The organism is Rhizobium sp. GCM10022189 (assembly GCF_042656325.1).
In the GTDB taxonomy this organism is placed as follows: domain Bacteria; phylum Pseudomonadota; class Alphaproteobacteria; order Rhizobiales; family Rhizobiaceae; genus Rhizobium.
The window spans coordinates 292898-312430 of the sequence record NZ_JBHSOR010000049.1; the positions used below are offsets into that span (position 1 = coordinate 292898).

Below are 19533 nucleotides of genomic sequence, written 5' to 3' on the forward strand. Positions count from 1 at the left end.
CGGGGCGCAATTGAGCCTTCCCCATCCCGTTTTTGCGGTTGTGCAGATGCGGCATTCTTTGGTAGCAGAGGCGACCATTTTTGATTGCCCTGCCCCGCAGGCGCCAGGAAAAGAGTACCATGCCGAACCTGCTTCTCGAACTTCGCTCCGAAGAGATCCCCGCCCGCATGCAGCGCAAGGCCGCCGGCGATCTCAAGAAGCTCCTGACCGATGCCCTGGTTGAAGCGGGACTGACCTATGAGGGTGCGCGCGAATATTGGACGCCGCGCCGGCTGACGCTCGACATTCACGGCCTGACGGCCCGCTCGGCCGATATCCGCGAAGAGCGCAAGGGGCCGCGCACCGACGCCAACGAAAAGGCGATCGAAGGCTTCCTGCGGGGTGCGGGCCTTTCCTCCGTTTCCGAAGCGCAGGTCGTCAGCGATCCGAAGAAGGGCGATTTCTACGTCGCCGTCATCTCCAAGCCCGGCCGCGGCGCGGAAGAGATCATCGCCGAAGTCATGCCCGGCATCATCAGGGATTTTCCCTGGCCGAAATCGATGCGCTGGGGCAAGGCCTCCTCGCAGCCCGGATCGCTGCGCTGGGTGCGCCCGCTGCAGTCGATCGTCTGCACCTTCGGAAGCGAGCACGAAGAAACCGTCGTCATTCCCTTCGAGATCGACGGCATCGTCGCCTCCAACGTGACGTACGGCCATCGCTTCCACGCGCCTGACGCGATCACCGTCAAGCGTTTCGACGATTATGTCGCGAGCCTCGAAAAGGCTAAGGTCATCCTCGATGCGGAGCGGCGCAAGGACATCATCCTGCACGACGCCCGCGACATCGCCTTTGCGAGCGGGCTGGAACTGGTCGAAGACGAGGGCCTGCTGGAGGAAGTCTCCGGCCTCGTCGAATGGCCGCAGGTGCTGATGGGTTCCTTCGAGGAGGATTACCTTTCGATCCCTTCCGAGATCATCCGGCTGACCATCAAGACCAACCAGAAATGCTTCGTCACCCGCAAACAGGGCGAGGAGACGCTTTCCAACAAGTTCATCCTCGTCTCCAACATCCAGGCGACCGACGGCGGCAAGGAAATCATTCACGGCAACGGCAAGGTCGTGCGCGCGCGCCTCTCCGACGCGCTGCATTTCTGGAAGCGCGACCAGGGCAACCTGCCGGATCTCGAAACGCTGGAAGCATCCGCGAAGAAGTTCGGCCTCGACCTCGCAAAGCCGCTCGACCAGCGCATGGCCAAGCTCGACGCCCTGAACGTTACCTTCCATGCCAAGCTCGGCACGCAGGGCGACCGCGTCGAGCGCATTCGCGCGCTTGCCGCCAAGATCGCCATGCCGGCCAGCGCCGACTATAAGCTGGTGGACCGTGCCGTCGTTCTCTGCAAGGCGGACCTGCGCACCGAAGCCGTCGGCGAATTCCCGGAACTGCAGGGCGTCATGGGCCGCAAATATGCGGTGCTGCAGGGCGAGGACATGTCCGTTTCGACCGCGATCGAAGACCATTACAAGCCGCAGGGTCCGTCCGACCGCGTGCCCGAGGACAAGGTTGCGATCACCGTCGCCCTTGCCGACAAGCTCGACACGCTCATCGGCTTCTGGGCGATCGACGAGAAGCCGACCGGCTCCAAGGACCCGTTCGCGCTGCGCCGCGCGGCGCTCGGCATCATCCGCATCCTGCTCGAAAAGCGTGTGCGCCTCACACTCCTGCCGCGCATCGTCTCGCATATGCAGCGCATCGACACCGATATCGGCGCCAACATTGCCACCGACGACCTGTCGCGGCAGATCGATCTGCTCTCCTTCTTCCACGACCGGCTGAAGGTCTACCTGCGCGACCAGGGCGCCCGCCACGACCTCATCGATGCGGTGCTGACGCCCGAAGCCGACGATCTGCTGATGGTCGCCCGCCGCGTCGAGGCGCTGACGGCCTTCATCACCTCGGAAGACGGCATCAACTTGCTCGCCGGCACCAAACGCGCCACACAGCTTCTGGCCGCCGAAGAGAAGAAGGGCACGGTCGTTGCCGACGGCGTTTCCGAGGCATTGCTGAGGCTCGATGCCGAGAAGGAACTGTTCGGCGCCATCACCAAGGCCTCCTCGGAAGCGGCCGGTGCCGTTGCGCATGAGGATTTCCGCTCGGCCATGGAAGCCCTGTCGAAGCTGCGCGCCCCGGTCGACCGCTTCTTCACCGACGTTCTCGTCAACGACGAGGATGCGGCGATCCGCGCCAACCGTCTTGCGCTGTTGCGGATGATCCGCGAGGCAACCGGCACAGTGGCGGATTTCTCCAAGATCGCCGGCTGAGACGGACGATGAAAAACAGGGCCTTCCGGCCCGGGACGATGACGCGGACATGAATGTGCGCTAGACCTCATCCATGGTGTCGAAGATCCTCGTCAGCGCCTGCCTCATGGGTCATGCCGTCCGCTATGACGGACGCGCGAAGCCGCTTGTGCATCCGGCAATCGGGCGCTGGATGCAGGAGGGCCGGCTGGTAACGATCTGTCCGGAAATGTCGGCCGGGATGCCCGTGCCGCGGCCCCCTGCCGAGATCGCAGATGCGGCCGGCGGCGAGGATGTGCTGGCAGGCAAGGCGCGTGTCATGGAACTGACGGGCGGCGACGTGACCGATGAATTCCTTCAGGCGGCTGACAATGCCGTGCGGCTTGCGGTCGCCAACGGCTGCCGTTATGCGCTGCTGATCGACGGCAGCCCGTCCTGCGGTTCCGGCTTCATCTACGACGGCTCGTTTTCCGGCAACCGGCGCGCCGGCAGCGGCGTCACTGCGGCAGCCCTGAGACAGGCGGGTGTCGAAGTCTTCTCGGATCGCGACATCGACCGGCTCGTCGAGCGGATCGGCCGGACCGACTGACGGCACGGCTGCCGGAAAGACCGGCAGCCGCTAATTTCTTTGGTGATGAAATGCCTTTTGGTCGCCCCGCTTTAGGCGGCGCGGCGACCGTGATGGGCGGCGGGAGCGGCTGCGACATTGCCGACGCGGAAGCCGCGGATGAGGCCGAGCAGTTCGTCGGTATCGGCAGCCAGCGTCTCGGCCGATGCCGTCGTCTCTTCCGCCATGGCGGCGTTCTGCTGGGTGGCGGCGTCGAGCTGGTTCATCGAGGAGGAGATCGAGCGCAGCGTCGTGTCCTGTTCGGAGGCGCTGTGGGCGATCTTGGCGACGATCTCGTTGGCGGCCTTGATCTGGTCGGAGATGCGCTTCAGCGCTTCGCCTGCCTCGCCGACGAGGCGCACGCCATGGTCGACCTGGCTGGACGAGCGGGCGATCTGGTCCTTGATCTCCTTGGCGGCAGCCGCCGAACGCTGGGCCAGTTCGCGCACTTCCTGGGCGACGACGGCAAAGCCCTTGCCGCTTTCGCCGGCACGCGCTGCCTCGACACCGGCGTTCAGCGCCAGAAGGTTGGTCTGGAAGGCGATCTCGTCGATGACGCCGATGATCTTGGAGATTTCCGACGAGGATTTTTCGATGCCGCTCATGGCTTCGATCGCCTGGGTGACGATCGCATCGCTGTGGGTGGCTTCGGTCGAGACCGAGTGAACCCGCTTGCTGGCCTCATGGGCGCCGTCTGCGGTCTGGCGAACGGCAACCGTCAGCTCGTCGAGAGCAGCCGAGGTCTCTTCCAGGCTTGCGGCCTGGCGCTCGGTGCGCTGCGACAGCTCGTTGGAGGCGCGGCGGATCTCTTCCTTGGCGACGCCGATGTCACCGCCCTTGGCGCTGACCTGGGCCATGGCAGCTTCCAGATGCGAGAGCGCATCGTTGAAGTTGTCGCGCAGCGCCGCGTATTTCTGGCCGATATCGGCGCAGCGCACCGTCAGGTCGCCGTGGGCGATCTGTTCCAGCGCCTGGCCGATCGTGCTGACGACGCGGGCCTGCATGGCGGCTTCGTCCTGCTGGTGGCGCAGGTTCGTCTCGCGCTCGCTTTCGAGCGCCAGCTGCTGGGCCGTCTCACGCTCCGACATCGCATGCCGTTCGCGGATCTTTTCCTGCAGCGACTGCGTTGCCTTCGCCATCATGCCGACTTCGTTGTTCATGCCGGTATGCGGGATCGCGATCGAAACATTCTCGTCGGCAACGGCCTGAAGCGCGTTGTGCACATCCTTCAGCGGGTTCGATATGCCGCGGATGAAGTAGAAGGCCGTGGCAATACCCGCAACGAAGACGATGGCGCAGGCCGTCAGGGCCTTCCACATGGTTTCGTTGACCTTGGCCTGCAGGTCGTCGAGATAGACGCCCGTGCCGACGACGACCTTCCACGGGGCAAAGGCAAGCGAATAGCCGCCCTTCAGGAAGGTCTGGTCATCGGGATGACCCGGCTTGGACCAATAGTAGTAGGTGCGACCGCCGCCGGCGATGCCGCGCTCGACAAGCTGCTTGCTGAAATGATTGCCGGCCTTGTCGATCTGGCCGCTCATGTCCTTGCCCAGGTTGACCGGGCTTGGATGGAAGAGCTGGACGACATTGTAGTCGAAACCGAAGACATATCCCGCCGGCTGGAACGTAACGCGCTTCAGAACGTCGAACGCTTCGGCCTGGGCGGCCTCATGCGTCATCTGGCCGGCTTTCTCGCGCTCGTAGAAAGTATTGAGAACGGAGACTGCGGATTCGACCTGGGTGCGAAGCATATCGAAACGCTCATCGTAGATCGCCTGCTCGGATGTACGGATTTCGAAATAAGTAGCGACTGCAAATGCAGCCATCAAAACACCGACCAGCGCAAAAAGCTGATGAGCAATCTTGAGTTTCTTCATGATTGACCTCACGGAAAAGATGAAATTCTGTATCCCGGATCGGCCAACCCCCGACCTGCGCGCGAAACATCGCGTGCTCAGCTAGCGCAATCATGCGTCCTCCGGTCCCCCGCTAAGTAAAATTAAGGTGAATAATTAAATTATCTTTTAACGATGGCGGGCCTTCTACTCGGAAGCCCTAGTAGAATTGACGGGTATCTTCTTGCAGACTTGTATAAGTTGCAGTTCTGCGCAATCGCAATCGCATAAATTAGGATATACGTATTTAAACAGTAAAAAACGCACCCTGCTTATCTTCAGGGTGCGTTCGAAACCTGGACCGGATCGGCAGGATCTGAATTAGAAACGGAGCTCGAACCTCGAAGCGTCGAGAGGCGCGGTTGCGCCCATGCCGGCCGCGAGCGGCTTCGCCTCGCCGCCAACCACGGCGGCCGTGGCCTCATTGTCGATGCCTTCGCCGGGTACTGCGGGAGCGAGCGCAAGCATCTGCTCGGGCGTCGCCTTGTTCACGAAGAGGACGGGGGAACCGCCCATCCAGTTTTCGGTGCGGTAGATCTTCCTCTCTCCACCGATGTCACGGACCTCGGCTTGCTGGAAAGCGCCGGGGCTGAGCGTCGGCACCGAATATTCCCTCTTGGAAGGATCGGCCTGCAGCGGCGGGCAATGGGCGCAGGTTTCGATAAGGATGCTGCCGGCTTTCCTCGGCGCGTCAGGCCCGATCACTTCGATCGAGCCGGCCATGGCCGAACCCGCCGCCAGCAGAAAGACCGCACTGAAGAATACCTGACGCATCACACCCGCTCCGTCTCATGTCAGGAGCCAGAATAGCGCGGCTTTATTTCCATCCCGTCAGAAGAAAAGGTAAAAATTTAGCGAAACGGGCCGTTGCCCACCCGCTCCCTATGCCTTTTCGCGCTCGACCGCGCGCCAGCCGATATCGCGGCGGCAGAAGCCGTTTTCCCATTTTACCCGGTCGAGCAGGGAATAGGCGCGCTCTTTCGCCTCGCCGACCGTGCGGCCGGTCGCCGTCACGTTCAGCACGCGGCCGCCGGTAGCGACAAGCGCGCCGTCCTTGAGCGATGTGCCGGCATGAAACACCTTCTCGCCCTCGCCTGCTTGCGGCAGCGCGAGGATCGGCGTGTTCTTCTCGTAGGAACCCGGATAACCTTTCGAGGCCATGACGACGGTCAGTGCCGGGTCGTCGCTCCATTCGGCCTCGACCTGATCCAGCGTGCCGTTGGCACAGGCCAGCAGCAGCGGCAGGAGATCGCTCTTCAGCCGCATCATCAGCACCTGGCATTCCGGATCGCCGAAGCGGACATTGTATTCGATGAGTTCCGGCCCCTTGGCCGTAATCATCAGGCCGGCGAAGAAGACGCCGGAGAAGGCATGGCCGCTTTCGGCCATGCCGCGAATGGTCGGCTCGATGATTTCCTTCATCGTGCGCTCGGTCATTGCGGCCGTCATGACGGGAGCCGGCGAATAAGCGCCCATGCCGCCGGTATTCGGGCCGGTATCGCCCTCACCGACGCGCTTGTGGTCCTGGGCGGTTGCGAGGGCCAGGGCGTTCCTGCCGTCGCAGAGGCAGAAGAAGCTCGCTTCCTCGCCGTCGAGATAGGCTTCGACCACCACTTCCGCGCCCGCCTCGCCGAAAGCGCCTTCGAAGCAATCGTCGACGGCGGCCAGCGCCTCGTCCAGCGTCATGGCAACCGTCACACCCTTGCCGGCGGCAAGGCCATCGGCCTTGACGACGATCGGCGCACCCTGCTCACGAATATAGGCCTTGGCTTTCGGGGCGTTGTTGAAGCGCTGGTAAGCGCCGGTCGGGATGTTGTAGCGGGCGCAGATATCCTTGGTGAAGCCCTTGGAGCCTTCAAGCTGGGCGGCGGCGGCAGAGGGACCGAAGACGGCGAAGCCTGCGGCGCGCAACCGGTCGGCAATGCCGGCAACCAGCGGCGCCTCGGGTCCGACGACGACAAAGTCGATTGCCTTTTCCCGGCAGAAGGCAACGACGGCGTCATGGTCATCGACATCGACGGCGACCAATGTCGCATGTTCGGCGATGCCGGGATTGCCGGGCGCGGCGTAGAATTCCGTCATCAGCGGCGATTGCGCCAGCTTCCAGGCGAGTGCGTGCTCGCGTCCGCCCGATCCGATCAACAGAACCTTCATGCCCGCTCCCTTTTGCTGCTCGTCTGGCCTGCCGGCCTAGCCCGTTGGTCTGGCGGTTAAGCGGGAAGGCCCGAAAGGTCAAGCGGGAAAGCTTACCAGCCCCCGCCTCCGCCGCCGCCTCCACCCCCGCCGGACGAGCCGCCGCCGGAAAAGCCGGAGGACGAACTGGAGGGCTGGGGCGAGGGAATGGTGGAGGCAATGGTCGAAGCCATCGACGAGGAGAAACCGCCGATGCGATCGGAAAAACTGCCGCTGTTGAAATTGCCGGAATACCAGCCGGGGCTGTAGGCGGCCGCGGCAGCCCCTGCGGAAGCGGCTGCCAGCCAGGTTTCGAACGTGCGCGACCACGGCTTTTCGACGCCGAGCGCCACGGCATAGGGCAGCAGCGTCTCGAAATGCTGCGGCGACATCTGCGGCGCGCCGGCCATGTTCATCCGGTCCTTCTCGGCAAGCGTCAGATATTGCCTGAGGCCATCGACGCCGGCCGTCATCCTGGCGCCGAGCGGGGTCGGCGCGCCCATGATGAAGAAATAGAGGATGTTGAGGAGCACGATGCCGCCGACCGCAAAAAGCATCGGCGTTTCGTGGAACTCCATCAGCTGGGAGCCAAGCGCCAGCACAATGGACGAGAGAATGCTCAAGCCCACGAAAACGGCAATCGCGATGGCAATGACGGCAAAGATCTTGCCGACGAGCGACCGGCCGCCATGCAGCGCCTTTGCAAAACCGGCCACGAAGACGGACAGGAAGACGGAAATACCGATCGGAACGATCATCAGCACGATCGTATCCGGCTCCAGCGACCCGAAAACGAAGAGCGTCACCAGGGCGGCGGCACTCAAAATCACGCCGCCGCTGACGTAACCGGCGTTGGAATTGTAATATTTGCCGCGATGTTCCCGTTCGATCGAAGAACGGAACGTCTGGCCGACGGATTTGACCCTTTCACCATTGGCCTTGTCGATGGTCAGCGTATCATTGCTGCCGCCAACCGCCTTCAGAAGCTCCGCCTCGCCGGCCTGAAGCTTTTCCTTGCCGAGCGGTTTTCCGGTGCGGCGGATGATGATCGCATCCTTGAGATCTTCCAGCGTAACATAGCCGCGCACGGCAAGATCGAGGGCGGTCGCCGACAACGCCGTCCAGCCCTGGCCGGAAAAGCCCCTGTTGTCGATATAGTTGACGAGTGCCGGCGAAATGCCGCCCGGCGGGTCCCAGCGCGGCACGACGATCTCTCGCGCCGGATCGCGGCCGACCTTCAGCCAGGAGCGCGTGTAATAGAGGAAGACGAGGATCAGCCCACCGAAACCGATGAAATAGTCGCGGTTGTCGCTGAACCACCAGCTGCTCTCCTGCTCGGCGCTCGGCGGATCGATCGCCCCCTTGAGTAGTTTGACGGCAAAGGTCAGCCCTTCCTCTTCGCCAAGCGGCGCGGTGGTTGCGACGATCAGCCGGCCGCCATCCATGCCGGAGCGGGCATTCTTGCCGGTGGCCCCGACCGGGCCGGTGAAGAAGGTGACATCTTCGGGCACAACACCCTGCGGAAAGGTGACTGTGGCTGTGGCCGTGCGGATCGGGAAAATCCAGCCGTTGCCGGTGACGTTCCAATAGAGCTCGTCATGATCGTCGAAATAGCGGACCTGGCGGTTCGTCTTGTAGGTGAAGACATATTGATGGCGACCGGCAGGGATCGTCACCTCTTGCGAGCCGGCATAGATGCGAATACCGCCCGCGACGGATTCCGTATGCCAGGGCTCGTCCACGCCGTCGCGCTTGACCGAGACGACGCTGAAATCGACGCTGCGGCGCCGGCCGCTCGCATCCCTGAAGGTCAGCGGAAAATCGCGGAAGATACCGCGCCGGATGCGATCGCCTTCGGCATTGACGGTGATGGTTTCGGCCACCGTCATCGCCCCGCTCTTTTCCAGCTGGATGGCGGAATCGAAGGAGGCGATGAACTCGGCACCGATGGCTGCCCGCGCAGACAGCACCAGCAGCAGTGCGAAACAAATGCCGAAAAACCGCCGGACCATGTGCCCTCCCCCGATTGCGGTTCAGCCCTGACCGTGCTCAGGCCTCGTCTTTGTAGGCAAGCCCCAGCCCCGCCAGCGTGCGCCAGTAAGCCGGGAAGGTCTTGCCGACGCAATCGGGGTCGAGAATGGTGATGCCGTTGATCTTCAGGCCGGCCAGCGCAAAGCTCATGGCGATGCGGTGATCGGCAAAAGTGTCGATATCGGCCGGCAGCGTCTGGCCGGAAAGAGCAGGATCGGAATGGACGATCAGATCGTCACCCTCCTCGACCGCCAGGCCTTCACGAATATTGTTGAGCCCGGTCGACAGCGCACGGATGCGGTCGCATTCCTTGACGCGCAGGTTGGCGATGCCGACGAAGCGGACCGGCGTCTCGTTGAAAGCGGCGAGAACGGCGATCGTCGGGATGGCGTCCTGCATCTGCGAACCGTCTATTTCGGCCGGCAGGTGCGGGAACCGGGCGATCGTCTCGTAGGCCTTGGCATCGGGCTGGGTGAAGGCATCGTTCGCCACGCCGAGATCGATCCTGCCGCCGCTCAACACCTCGGCCGCCCAGAGATAGGTCGCCGCCGACGCATCCGGCTCGATGACGAAATCGGCTGCGGTATAGCCGGTCGGCTGGACGCGCCAGGTCGCGGCGTCGAGCTGTTCCACCTTGGCGCCGAAGGCTTGCATGGCGGCAAGGGTGAGATCGACATATCCGCGAGCGCCGATATCGGTGCCGGCAAGCGCGATCGTGACAGGCGCGTTGGCGCCCGGATTGGCGAGCGGTGCGGCCATCAGGAGCGCGGAGACATACTGGCTGGACAGGCCGGCATCGATCTCGACGCGGCCGGAGGCGAAATGCCCGTTGCCGCGCACCGTCACCGGCGGGCAGCCGGTCGGTGCCTCGGCGTCCAGCCCCAGGGACTTCAGCGCAGCGACCAGCGGGCCGATCGGGCGCTTGCGCATATGCTCGTCGCCATCGACGACGACAGTGCCTTCGACGGAGGCGACGGCCGCCGTCAGGAAGCGCGTCGCCGTGCCGGCATTGCCGAGGAAGAGCGGCGCCTTCGGCTGATGCAGCTTGCCGCTGCCGGTCACCACGAAGGTGGTGTCGTCGGGCTCGTCGATCTGCACGCCCATGGCCCGAAGCGCCTCGGCCATATATTTCGTGTCGTCGCTCTTCAAAGCGCCGGTCAGCCGGCTCGTCCCCTTGGCAAGGCCTGCGAGCAGCAGGGCGCGGTTGGTGATCGACTTGGAGCCCGGGACCACGGCACGACCGGTGAGCGGTTTGCCCGGCGGGATGATGGTGAGCTTGGCTTTACTCATTGCGCTTGTCTCTTCCGTCCATTGCAGCGGCCGCGAGCGGCCTTGTCGGACTGCTCATAGCAGCTTTTGCGCAAAGACAAAGGTCAGAACTTGACTGATGGAACGGCGCGGTCGGCCTCGTTGGTGATTTCGAAATATTCGCGCTTGGCAAAGCCGAACTGGCCGGCGACGAGGTTCGAGGGAAAGCTCTCGACCTTGACGTTCAGATCGCGGGCAGCGCCGTTATAATAGCGGCGCGCCATCTGGATTTCGCTTTCCATCGTCTCCAGCGAGGCCTGCAGCTCGGAGAAATTCTGGTTGGCCTTCAGATCGGGATAGGCTTCGGCCAGCGCCATCAGCCGGCCAAGCGCCTGGCCGAGCAGGCCCTCCGCCTGCGCCCTGCCGGCGACATCGCCGGCGGGAACGGCCTGCGCCCTGTTGCGCAGCTCGACCACCTCTTCCAGCGTCGTCTTTTCGTGAGCGGCGTAGCCCTTGACCGTCTCAATCAGGTTCGGGATCAGATCGGCGCGCCGCTTCAGCTGCACATCGATGCCGGACCAGGCCTCCTCGGCCATCTGCCGGGAACGGACGAGGCCGTTATAGATGAAGATGACGTAGAGTGCGATCAGAACGATGACGCCAAGAGCGATATACATCGCGAATCCCCCGAAAAGCCAATGTGGCCGGAGACTACGCAGGTTTGGCAGATATCGTCAAACGGGGAGTGTGGCGCGACCTTCCATCGCGCCACGGCAGCTCAGGCTGCGGCGTTCACAAGGTCAAAACCACCCGCATCCGTCAGCAGAAACGCTTCGCCGCAGGCCTTGGCGAGCGTGCGCACACGCAGGATGTAGCTCTGGCGCTCGGTGACGGAAATCAAGCCGCGGGCGTCGAGCAGGTTGAAGACGTGGCTGGCCTTGATGCACTGGTCGTAGGCCGGGAAGACGCATTTGTGCAGGCGCTGGTTGGCGTTGTCGCCCGGTGCGCCGGCGGCAAGCAGCGCCTGGCATTCCTTCTCGGCATCGATGAAGTGACGATGCAGCATCTCGGTGTTGGCGAATTCGAAATTGTGGCGGGAATATTCCTGCTCGGCCTGCAGGAAGACGTCGCCGTAGCTGATCTTCTCGTCGCCGTCGCGGCCGTTGAAGTTCAGGTCGTAGACATTGTCGACGCCCTGCACATACATGGCGAGGCGCTCGAGGCCATAGGTCAGTTCGCCCGCAACGGGGGAGCATTCGATGCCGCAGATCTGCTGGAAATAGGTGAACTGCGAGACTTCCATGCCGTCGCACCAGCATTCCCAGCCAAGGCCCCAGGCGCCGAGCGTCGGGCTTTCCCAGTCGTCCTCGACGAAACGGATATCGTGCAGCAGGGGATCGAGGCCGATGGCGGCGAGCGAGCCGAGATAGAGTTCCTGCAGGTTCGGCGGATTCGGCTTCAGGATGACCTGATACTGGTAATAGTGCTGCAGGCGGTTGGGGTTTTCGCCGTAGCGGCCGTCGGAGGGGCGGCGGGAAGGCTGCACATAGGCGGCCTTCCACGGCTTCGGGCCGAGGGCGCGCAGCGTCGTGGCCGGGTGGAATGTGCCGGCGCCGACTTCCATGTCGTAGGGCTGCAGAACCGCACAGCCCTTGTCCGCCCAGTAGTTATGCAGGGTCAGGATCAGCGCCTGGAACGAGCGCTTGGGGTTCATATGGTCTGGAATGGTCGCGGACATGGGATGGCACCGATTGCTTGAAGTATGAGCGCGACAGGTGCCACGGTGGGCCGCAGGGGTCAAGGGCCGCCGTCGGAGCACGCTACAGAAACGGGTTGACGCTCGTCAGCTGCTTTTCGACGATCAATCCGGCCTGCATGCCTTCGGAATAGAGCTGGTCGCAACCGCCCTCAGAGCGGCAGCAACAATCAGGGCGTCATGGAATGAAAAGCGATAACGGTCAGCAAGATCGAGCGCGGCGATGGTGAGATCGTCATCCAGCGCCACGACGGCTGATGCCAATATCAGAATGCTTCCCACCGCCTCCCGAATGTCGGGCCACGACATAGCCAGCTTCTTGCGGCCGATATTGGCAAACTCGTTCAGCACCTGAGCGCTGATGACCGGCGAAGCGGCGAGCAATGCTTGCGCCTTATCCGATCGGGCGTCATCGCTGAACGCATAGACGACGATGGTTGTGTCTATAAAGGGCATCAGCGAGCGTTTGCTTCGTCGCGATCAAACGTCCAATCCGACGGCAGGTTGCGCCTGGAGCTTCTAATCCTTTCCAGCGCCCTTTCGCGACTATCGTCCTTCTTTTTTTCAAAGGCATTATCCTCGGCGATCCGCACGACGACATCGTCGCCTTCCTTCAGCCCCAGAGCATCGGCAACTTTTGCAGGGATACGGACTGCCAGGCTATTTCCCCATTTTGCGACTTGCATGGCCGCCTCGTGATATACTTCTATTTTTGTATATCATCATGCCTTTTCCAAGGAAGCTTCTATTCGTCTTCCCGCTTGAGACGATACTCCCCCGTCGCCGGATCCTTCACCAGCGTGCCGATTGCGCCCGTCTGATGCTCTTTGCGGGCGCGGCGCGAGCGCTCGGCAAGCTTCTGCGCGTCGGAGACGAAGCGGCGGTAGAGCCACCAGGCCGCGCAGACGAGGATCAGTAACGTGATAAGTTGTGCCATGTCCCCCTCGCTCCTCCCGTCAAAGCCCGTAGCGGCTCCACAATGCTCTCTCCTCGGCCGCTTCGACAAGCCCCGATGCAAGACCGGATGCCGCACTTTCGAGCGAAACCGGCGACACGCCGGGAATGCGGCGGCCGAGCAGGCCGCGGGCGGCCGTGACCAGCTGCAGCTTCGTCTTCTGGCCGTAACGTTTCTTCAGTTCCTGGCGCATGTCGCCGAGGCCGTCGATCAGGCCGAGTTCCAGGCCGCGCGTGCCGCTCCAGAAGAGGCCGGAGAAGACGGTCGCATCGTCCGTCAGCTTGCCGGCGCGGCGCTCGCGCACCATGGAGATGAAGACCTGGTGGATCTCGAGCTGCAGGCTCTTCAGATATTCGATATCCTTTTCCTTCTCCGGCTGGAAGGGATCGAGGATCACCTTGTTTTCGCCCGCCGTATAGACGCGGCGCTCGACGCCGATCTTCTTCAGAAGCTCGGGAAAGCCGAAGCCGCCGGAGACAACGCCGATCGAGCCGACGATGGAGGTGGGGTCGGCGATGATCTCGTCGCCGGCGAGCGCGATCATATAGCCGCCCGAAGCTGCTACATCCTCCACGAAGACCAGCACCTTCTTCTGCTTTTCCCGCGCCAGCTCGCGGATGCGGGTGAAGATGAGGCGCGACTGGACGGGCGAGCCGCCCGGCGAGTTGATAGCAATGGCAACGGCCGGCGCATCCTTCATCGAGAAGGCTTTTTCCAGCACCGGCGCGACATTGGCGAGATTGAGGGTCGGGCGGAACTGGCCGCCGCCGCTGATGATCGCGCCCTGCAGCCTGACGACGGGGATGACGATCCCATCCCTGCGAAACCGCTTCGGCATCAGCTTTCTCAAAAATCCGGCCATTTCTCTTCCTTCACCACAATCGGCACCCACCACAACCGGCGTCATGACAGGCGGCGCCAGCATGCATACGCACATTACAAGGGCATTGCATGTATGCGCTGCAACGGCAAACGCAATGGCCCGCAGGGCCAAAACATCGCTTCTCGATTTTCTTGTTGCGAATGACTTGCATTATCATTCTAATCAGGCATAGTGCCGGCATGGCTCAACAGGTGAAAATGGCATGGACATTCTGAATCCGAATGCAAAGGGCGGCTGGCGCACCGAGCGCGAGGAGGCTTCGCTCTCCGACGTCTATCGTACGATTGGCCTTGGACGGCACAGCTCCCCGTGGCGGCGCGCGGCAGCCTTCCTCGGCCCCGGCTACATGGTGGCGGTCGGCTATATGGACCCCGGCAACTGGGCGACTTCGCTCGCCGGCGGATCGAAATTCGGCTATGCGCTGCTGACCGTCGCACTGCTTTCGAACCTGATGGCGATTGTGCTGCAATCGCTTTGCGCGCGTCTGGCGATCGGCTCGGGCCGCGACCTGGCGCAGGCCTGCCGCGACGCCTACCCGCCTTTTGTCGCCGTGCCGCTCTGGGCCTTTGCGGAAATCGCCATCATCGCCACCGATATTGCCGAGGTGATCGGCACGGCGATCGGCCTCAACCTGCTTTTCGGCATCCCGCTCGAAATCGGCGTGCTGATCACCGCGCTCGACGTGTTCCTCATCCTGCTGCTGCAGAGGCTCGGCTTCCGCTGGATCGAGGCCTTCATCATCACGCTTCTCGGCGTCATCGCGATCTGCTTTGCGGTCCAGATTTTCCTTGCCGACCCGCAATGGGGCGCCGTCATCAAGGGCTTCCTGCCCACGCCCGAAGTCGTCACCAATCCGGAAATGCTCTATCTGGCGCTCGGCATTCTCGGCGCGACGGTGATGCCGCACAATCTCTACCTTCATTCCGGCATCGTGCAGACGCGCTCCTACGGCCATACCGTGCCGGAGAAGAAGGAGGCGCTGACCTTTGCGACGATCGATTCCACCGTGGCGCTCTGCTTCGCTCTTCTGATCAACGCTTCGATCCTGATCCTTGCCGCGGCGGCCTTCAATGCCAACGGCCGGACGGATATCGTGGAACTGGGCGAGGCGCACTCGCTGCTGTCGCCGCTGCTCGGCCTTGCCATTGCGCCCACGCTCTTCGGCATCGCGCTGCTCTGCTGCGGCCTGAATTCGACGGTTACGGCCACGCTTGCCGGGCAGATCGTCATGGAAGGCTTCCTGAAGATCCGTCTGAAGCCGTGGGTTCGTCGCCTGATCACCCGCGCCATCGCCATCGTTCCCGCCGCCTTCGTGACGATCTGGTACGGCGACCAGGGCACGGCCGAACTGCTGATCCTGACCCAGGTGGTGCTGAGCCTGCAGCTTTCCTTCGCCGTCTTCCCGCTCGTCATGTTCACGGCGAGCAGGGCGAAGATGGGAGAGCTGGTCGCGCCGAAATGGCTGAGCGCCATCGCCTATGTGATCGCTGTCGTGATCGCCGGGCTGAACGTCAAGCTGCTCCTGGACTTCGTGACCGGGGGTTAGAGGCGACGATACGCCGCACGGCCATTGTTGAAATCATCGACGAGAGGGGAGAACTTGTGGCTCCCCTCTTCGTGCATGATAAGGGGTGCACGCAGCGACAGCCGCGCCCGCGACCCCTTGATCGCCGTCACCAGAATACGGACGGCATTTTCCCCTTCGCGCGGATGGACGGCGGTGATCTCGATGCCGCCGAAGCGCCGGCCGCAGGCGTCGATGATCTCGGCGATCGATTGCGGCCTCGCGATCAGCGAAAGCTGGCCGCCCGGGATCATGATGGCGCCGGCCGTGCGGATCCAGCTTTCGAACAGACCATCGGTCATGGCATGGGCTTCGGCCTTCAGCGCATCCGGTGTCCGGCGGTCGCCGGCATCGTTGAAGGGCGGGTTCATAATAACGTGATCGAAGCTTTCGTCGGTCAGGCCCGCGTCGTTGCGCGCTTTGGCGGTCAGCGTCACATCGGCTTCGACAACCGAGACGCGGCCGGCCATATGGGCATTGTCGGAAAGCTCGATGCTGCGGCGGGCGTAATCGACCATCTCCGCCGAGCGCTCGAAGAGCACGACTTCGGCTTTCGGAAGTCGGGAGGCGACGGCAAGGCCGGCAGCGCCTGCGCCGGCACCGAGGTCGGCCACCCTGACCGGCCGATCGTCGGCAACGAGGGCGGCAAGCAGCATGGCGTCCATGCCGGCGCGGTGGCCCCTTCCCTTCGGCTGGACGATATGGAAAAGGCCGCGATGAAAGGCGTCTATCGTATCCGTTACCGCCCCGGTCATATCTTCACTTCCGCTCGCGCAGCTCGCCGCCGAGACCGGCATCGGTCAGGATGCGGCGGGCCTGATCGGCCATCTCCTCGTCGACCAGCAGCCGGCGCGGCAACATGCCGAGCGAACCTTCCAGCACGCTCATGCCCTGATCGGCGATGAAGCAGGCAATTCCCGCATCCTTCATGAGGCTCTCGGCAAAGGAGAGCAGAACGGGATCGTTTGCGCGGATAAGCTCATGCATTTGCCGTCGTTTTCCCTTCCGAATCTGCTGGCAGCGACAATTCACCCCTTGCCGCCTCCATCGCCCCTTTCTATTGTCAAAGACAACGAATGAACAGGAGTCCGGGTCGTTGGGCGTGGTCATACCGCTAGAAGAAAACAAAAACAAACTGGCTTCCATCAAGCCGCTGGTGGACCTCACCAGGGCCGACATGGAGCGGGTGAACCAGCTTATCCTTTCCAAGGCCGGCTCGGACGTGCAGATGATCCCGGAGGTGGCGAACCATCTCATCTCCTCCGGCGGCAAGCGCCTGCGGCCGATGCTGACGCTCGCGGCGGCCTCGTTGTTCGGCTACAGGGGCGAAAACCATATCAAGCTCGCCACGTCGGTCGAGTTCATGCACACGGCAACGCTTCTGCATGACGACGTGGTGGACGAAAGCGACCTGCGCCGCGGCAAGTCGACGGCACGCACGATCTGGGGCAACCAGGCAAGCGTTCTCGTCGGCGACTTCCTGCTCGGCCAGGCCTTCCGCATGATGGTCGAAGTCGGCTCGCTGGAAGCGCTCGACGTGCTTTCCTCCGCGGCCTGCGTCATCGCCGAGGGCGAGGTCCTGCAGCTGTCGGTCGCCAAGAACATGGAAACGACCGAGGACGACTACCTCTCGGTCATCCGCGCCAAGACGGCGGCCCTCTTTGCCGCCGCCGCCGAAGTCGGCCCGATCGTCGCGGAAACCGGCAAATCCGGCCGCAACGCGCTGAAGTCCTACGGCATGAATCTCGGCCTCGCCTTCCAGCTCGTCGACGACGCGCTCGATTACGGCGGCAAGGCTGCCGATCTCGGCAAGAATGTCGGCGACGATTTCCGTGAGGGCAAGATCACGCTGCCGATCATCCTCGCCTATCGCCGCGGTACGCAGGAAGAGCGCGCCTTCTGGCGCGATGCGATCGAGGGCGGCAACAGCAGCGACGCCAATCTGGAAAAGGCGCTCGGCCTCATCACCAAATACGGCACGCTGAACGACACGATCCAGCGGGCGGTCCATTACGGCACGATTGCCCGCGATGCGCTTGCGCCGCTGCCGGACAGCGCCTGGAAATCGGCGCTGATGGAAGTCATCGACTTCTGCATCGAGCGTGTGAACTGAGGCGTGCCTGCGCATGACCTGTCGCGCCGCCGCAATGCAGCTGCACGTTTCGTGCGGCGGCACAATCAAACGTCCTTGAACGAGGGCTGAATTTCTTGCAGGGGCGCTTCAAAAAAGCCATCCTGTTGTGAATCAGTGTTTTCAACTGATTTTGCGGTCGGCCCATCGAGTCGGTCGTCCCTGAAGAAAGGTTTTCTAATGCGGCAGAGATTTGTCACCCGTCTCCTTTCGAGCGCAGCCCTGGCGGCGGTCCTTTCGCTCGGCGGTATTGGCGGCGTGAATGCCGAAGACGCGGTCAAGGCAGACGATGCCGCCCCGGCCGTGACTTTCGATCCGGACAGCGTTTCCACCTTCTCCGGCGCTTTCCTCGCTGCCCGCACGGCCGATGTGGACCACGACTACCCGACGGCGATCGAGCTCTACAAGAAGGCCCTGCAGATCGAGCCGGGCAATCCGGAAATCCGCCAGCGCCTGATGATCTCGCTGCTGCTCAACGGCGATATCAAGGACGGCGTGAAATATGCCAACGACCTGAAGGGCGACCCGACCGTCGAGCGTATCACCACGATCGTGCGCGGCATGGACGCGATGCGCCGCGGCGACTTCAAGACGGCGGAATCGATCCTGAAATATGACGGGCCGAACGATCTCGACCGCATGATGAACGACCTCCTGCTCGCCTGGGCGCGCGTCGGCGCCGGCCGCGGCAAGGAAGGGCTTGCCATGGTCGAGAAGATGAAGGGACCGGATTGGGTCCGCATCTTCCGGAACTACAATGCCGGTGCGATCGCCATCGTCAACGGCGACATCAAATCCGCCCGCCAGCACCTGAACGATGCCGTGCTGGACAAGGAAGGCGGCGCCACCGCTCCCGATACGTTCATGCGCGCCATCATGGCGCTCGCCCGTCTCGAAGCCTCGCAGGGCAACAAGCAGAAGGCGCTCGACGCCGTCTCGGTCGGCGACAACCTGCTGCCGAACTATGCGCCGCTGAACGCGCTGCGCGACAGTATCGAAAAGGGCGAGAAGCAGGAACAGCAGGTCAAGAGCGCCGAAGAGGGTGCGGCCGGGGTGCTGTTTTCGGTCGGCGGCGCGCTGAACCGCGACGGCGCGGAAGATATCGTCTCGCTCTATCTGCAGACGGCCAATGCGCTCGATCCGAACAGCGCCGATACGCTGGTGCTGCTCGGCGGTATTGCCGAAAAGCAGAACCAGATGGACCGGGCGATTGCGCTTTACCAGAAGGTGCCGGCCAATTCGCCGATGCGCCGCATTTCCGAACTGCAGCTGGGTCTTGCGCTTGCGCAGGGCGGCAAGGTGGAGGAGGCCCGCAAGCATCTGCAGGCGCTGATCGCCTCCGACCCGAAGGACATCAGAAGTTACCTCGCCTATGGCAGCGTTCTGTCCGACGCCAAGGACTATCAGGCGATGGCCGACAATTACGACAAGGCCGTCGAGATCATCGGCCCGTTCCCCGGCCGTGCCGACTGGAGCGTCTTCTTCCAGCGCGGCATCGCCTATGAGCGGCTGAAGAAGTGGGACCAGGCGGAGCCGAATTTCCGCAAGGCGCTCGACCTCAATCCCGACCAGCCGCAGGTTCTGAACTATCTCGGCTATTCCTGGATCGACATGAACCGCAATCTCGACGAAGGCCTTGAGATGATCAAGAAGGCCGTCGAGCTGCGTCCCGACGACGGCTACATCATCGACTCGCTCGGCTGGGCCTATTTCCGCCTCAACCGCTACGACGATGCCGTCGACGAGCTGGAGCGCGCGGCCCAGATCAAGGCCGGCGATGCGACGATCAACGACCATCTCGGCGACGCCTACTGGCGTGTCGGCCGCAAGCTGGAAGCCGTCTATCAGTGGAACCGGGCGCTCGCCTCCGAGCCCGAGGCATCCGAGATCCCGAAGATCAAGGAAAAGGTCGCCAACGGCCTGCCGGCGCAGGACGATGATGCCAAGACCGTCGACAAGAAGCAGCCGGACCCGCAGCCGGTGACGCCGCCGCCGGTCGACAAGAAATCCTGATT

At 63.0% G+C, this 19533-nt stretch carries 18 protein-coding genes; 5 read left to right on the forward strand and 13 right to left on the reverse strand.

The genetic code is table 11. From position 1 onward, the window contains the following. Positions 1–119 precede the first annotated feature (119 nt). Positions 120–2297, forward strand: a complete 2178-nt coding sequence (glyS, locus tag ACFPWW_RS22535) for a glycine--tRNA ligase subunit beta (protein ID WP_377313257.1) — start codon at positions 120–122, stop codon at positions 2295–2297. Positions 2298–2370: 73 nt separating this feature from the next. After that, positions 2371–2865: a DUF523 domain-containing protein gene (locus ACFPWW_RS22540; protein ID WP_377313258.1), complete on the forward strand. Its 495-nt coding sequence runs from the start codon at positions 2371–2373 to the stop codon at positions 2863–2865. A 71-nt stretch (positions 2866–2936) separates the two neighbouring features. Here the strand turns inward: ACFPWW_RS22540 and ACFPWW_RS22545 are convergent, their stop codons facing one another. The 11 genes from ACFPWW_RS22545 to ACFPWW_RS22595 all read right to left on the reverse strand — a co-directional run bounded on the left by ACFPWW_RS22545 (position 2937) and on the right by ACFPWW_RS22595 (position 13802). Next, positions 2937–4760 (reverse strand): methyl-accepting chemotaxis protein, encoded by a 1824-nt coding sequence (locus ACFPWW_RS22545; RefSeq protein ID WP_377313259.1) that lies wholly within the window; start codon positions 4758–4760, stop codon positions 2937–2939. A gap of 339 nt (positions 4761–5099) precedes the next feature. Beyond that, a complete protein-coding gene (locus ACFPWW_RS22550; protein WP_112706382.1) occupies positions 5100–5552 on the reverse strand; it encodes a plant virulence effector HPE1-like domain-containing protein in 453 nt (150 codons plus the stop codon). Positions 5553–5660: 108 nt separating this feature from the next. Further along, positions 5661–6932 (reverse strand): phosphoribosylamine--glycine ligase, encoded by a 1272-nt coding sequence (gene purD / locus ACFPWW_RS22555; protein WP_112706381.1) that lies wholly within the window; start codon positions 6930–6932, stop codon positions 5661–5663. Between the two features lie 92 nt (positions 6933–7024). Then, positions 7025–8962 (reverse strand): DUF2207 domain-containing protein, encoded by a 1938-nt coding sequence (locus tag ACFPWW_RS22560; RefSeq protein ID WP_377313260.1) that lies wholly within the window; start codon positions 8960–8962, stop codon positions 7025–7027. A 37-nt stretch (positions 8963–8999) separates the two neighbouring features. After that, a complete protein-coding gene (locus tag ACFPWW_RS22565; protein WP_112572811.1) occupies positions 9000–10271 on the reverse strand; it encodes a 3-phosphoshikimate 1-carboxyvinyltransferase in 1272 nt (423 codons plus the stop codon). Between the two features lie 83 nt (positions 10272–10354). Continuing rightward, the gene (locus tag ACFPWW_RS22570) at positions 10355–10906 is read right to left on the reverse strand and encodes a LemA family protein (RefSeq protein ID WP_112572813.1); all 552 of its coding nucleotides are present in this window, start codon (positions 10904–10906) and stop codon (positions 10355–10357) included. Between the two features lie 101 nt (positions 10907–11007). After that, positions 11008–11967, reverse strand: coding sequence for a glycine--tRNA ligase subunit alpha (locus ACFPWW_RS22575; RefSeq protein ID WP_377313261.1), 960 nt, complete (start codon positions 11965–11967; stop codon positions 11008–11010). Between the two features lie 123 nt (positions 11968–12090). Further along, positions 12091–12441: a PIN domain-containing protein gene (locus ACFPWW_RS22580; protein WP_377313262.1), complete on the reverse strand. Its 351-nt coding sequence runs from the start codon at positions 12439–12441 to the stop codon at positions 12091–12093. Further along, positions 12441–12671 (reverse strand): AbrB/MazE/SpoVT family DNA-binding domain-containing protein, encoded by a 231-nt coding sequence (locus ACFPWW_RS22585; protein ID WP_377313263.1) that lies wholly within the window; start codon positions 12669–12671, stop codon positions 12441–12443. The genes ACFPWW_RS22580 and ACFPWW_RS22585 overlap by 1 nt, the downstream gene beginning before the upstream one ends. Positions 12672–12730: 59 nt before the next feature. Further along, the gene (locus ACFPWW_RS22590) at positions 12731–12922 is read right to left on the reverse strand and encodes a hypothetical protein (RefSeq protein WP_112572817.1); all 192 of its coding nucleotides are present in this window, start codon (positions 12920–12922) and stop codon (positions 12731–12733) included. Between the two features lie 19 nt (positions 12923–12941). Next, positions 12942–13802, reverse strand: a complete 861-nt coding sequence (locus ACFPWW_RS22595) for a S49 family peptidase (RefSeq protein WP_112706378.1) — start codon at positions 13800–13802, stop codon at positions 12942–12944. Between the two features lie 223 nt (positions 13803–14025). Here ACFPWW_RS22595 and ACFPWW_RS22600 point away from each other — a divergent pair, with 223 nt between their 5' ends. Then, a complete protein-coding gene (locus ACFPWW_RS22600; RefSeq protein ID WP_112706377.1) occupies positions 14026–15369 on the forward strand; it encodes an Nramp family divalent metal transporter in 1344 nt (447 codons plus the stop codon). Here the strand turns inward: ACFPWW_RS22600 and ACFPWW_RS22605 are convergent. After that, positions 15366–16142, reverse strand: coding sequence for a tRNA1(Val) (adenine(37)-N6)-methyltransferase (locus ACFPWW_RS22605; protein WP_377313264.1), 777 nt, complete (start codon positions 16140–16142; stop codon positions 15366–15368). The genes ACFPWW_RS22600 and ACFPWW_RS22605 overlap by 4 nt on opposite strands. 4 nt (positions 16143–16146) lie before the next feature. Next, positions 16147–16374, reverse strand: coding sequence for a DUF2007 domain-containing protein (locus ACFPWW_RS22610; RefSeq protein ID WP_112572824.1), 228 nt, complete (start codon positions 16372–16374; stop codon positions 16147–16149). Between the two features lie 109 nt (positions 16375–16483). On the opposite strand from ACFPWW_RS22610, the gene ACFPWW_RS22615 reads away from it, so the two are divergent. Both ACFPWW_RS22615 and ACFPWW_RS22620 read left to right on the forward strand, forming a co-directional pair. Then, on the forward strand, positions 16484–17500 hold the full coding sequence (locus ACFPWW_RS22615; protein ID WP_112706375.1) for a polyprenyl synthetase family protein: 1017 nt from the start codon (positions 16484–16486) through the stop codon (positions 17498–17500). Between the two features lie 198 nt (positions 17501–17698). Further along, positions 17699–19531, forward strand: coding sequence for a tetratricopeptide repeat protein (locus tag ACFPWW_RS22620; protein ID WP_112572828.1), 1833 nt, complete (start codon positions 17699–17701; stop codon positions 19529–19531). The last annotated feature ends 2 nt before the right edge of the window (positions 19532–19533 follow it).

Bases quoted from the DNA above. Each gene is read 5' to 3' on its own strand.
- glyS (WP_377313257.1), top strand. From the start codon at position 120: ATGCCGAACCTGCTTCTCGAACTTCGCTCCGAAGAGATCCCCGCCCGC.
- ACFPWW_RS22540 (WP_377313258.1), top strand. From the start codon at position 2,371: ATGGTGTCGAAGATCCTCGTCAGCGCCTGCCTCATGGGTCATGCCGTC.
- ACFPWW_RS22545 (WP_377313259.1), bottom strand. From the start codon at position 4,760: ATGAAGAAACTCAAGATTGCTCATCAGCTTTTTGCGCTGGTCGGTGTT.
- ACFPWW_RS22550 (WP_112706382.1), bottom strand. From the start codon at position 5,552: ATGCGTCAGGTATTCTTCAGTGCGGTCTTTCTGCTGGCGGCGGGTTCG.
- purD (WP_112706381.1), bottom strand. From the start codon at position 6,932: ATGAAGGTTCTGTTGATCGGATCGGGCGGACGCGAGCACGCACTCGCC.
- ACFPWW_RS22560 (WP_377313260.1), bottom strand. From the start codon at position 8,962: ATGGTCCGGCGGTTTTTCGGCATTTGTTTCGCACTGCTGCTGGTGCTG.
- ACFPWW_RS22565 (WP_112572811.1), bottom strand. From the start codon at position 10,271: ATGAGTAAAGCCAAGCTCACCATCATCCCGCCGGGCAAACCGCTCACC.
- ACFPWW_RS22570 (WP_112572813.1), bottom strand. From the start codon at position 10,906: ATGTATATCGCTCTTGGCGTCATCGTTCTGATCGCACTCTACGTCATC.
- ACFPWW_RS22575 (WP_377313261.1), bottom strand. From the start codon at position 11,967: ATGTCCGCGACCATTCCAGACCATATGAACCCCAAGCGCTCGTTCCAG.
- ACFPWW_RS22580 (WP_377313262.1), bottom strand. From the start codon at position 12,441: ATGCCCTTTATAGACACAACCATCGTCGTCTATGCGTTCAGCGATGAC.
- ACFPWW_RS22585 (WP_377313263.1), bottom strand. From the start codon at position 12,671: ATGCAAGTCGCAAAATGGGGAAATAGCCTGGCAGTCCGTATCCCTGCA.
- ACFPWW_RS22590 (WP_112572817.1), bottom strand. From the start codon at position 12,922: ATGGCACAACTTATCACGTTACTGATCCTCGTCTGCGCGGCCTGGTGG.
- ACFPWW_RS22595 (WP_112706378.1), bottom strand. From the start codon at position 13,802: ATGGCCGGATTTTTGAGAAAGCTGATGCCGAAGCGGTTTCGCAGGGAT.
- ACFPWW_RS22600 (WP_112706377.1), top strand. From the start codon at position 14,026: ATGGACATTCTGAATCCGAATGCAAAGGGCGGCTGGCGCACCGAGCGC.
- ACFPWW_RS22605 (WP_377313264.1), bottom strand. From the start codon at position 16,142: ATGACCGGGGCGGTAACGGATACGATAGACGCCTTTCATCGCGGCCTT.
- ACFPWW_RS22610 (WP_112572824.1), bottom strand. From the start codon at position 16,374: ATGCATGAGCTTATCCGCGCAAACGATCCCGTTCTGCTCTCCTTTGCC.
- ACFPWW_RS22620 (WP_112572828.1), top strand. From the start codon at position 17,699: ATGCGGCAGAGATTTGTCACCCGTCTCCTTTCGAGCGCAGCCCTGGCG.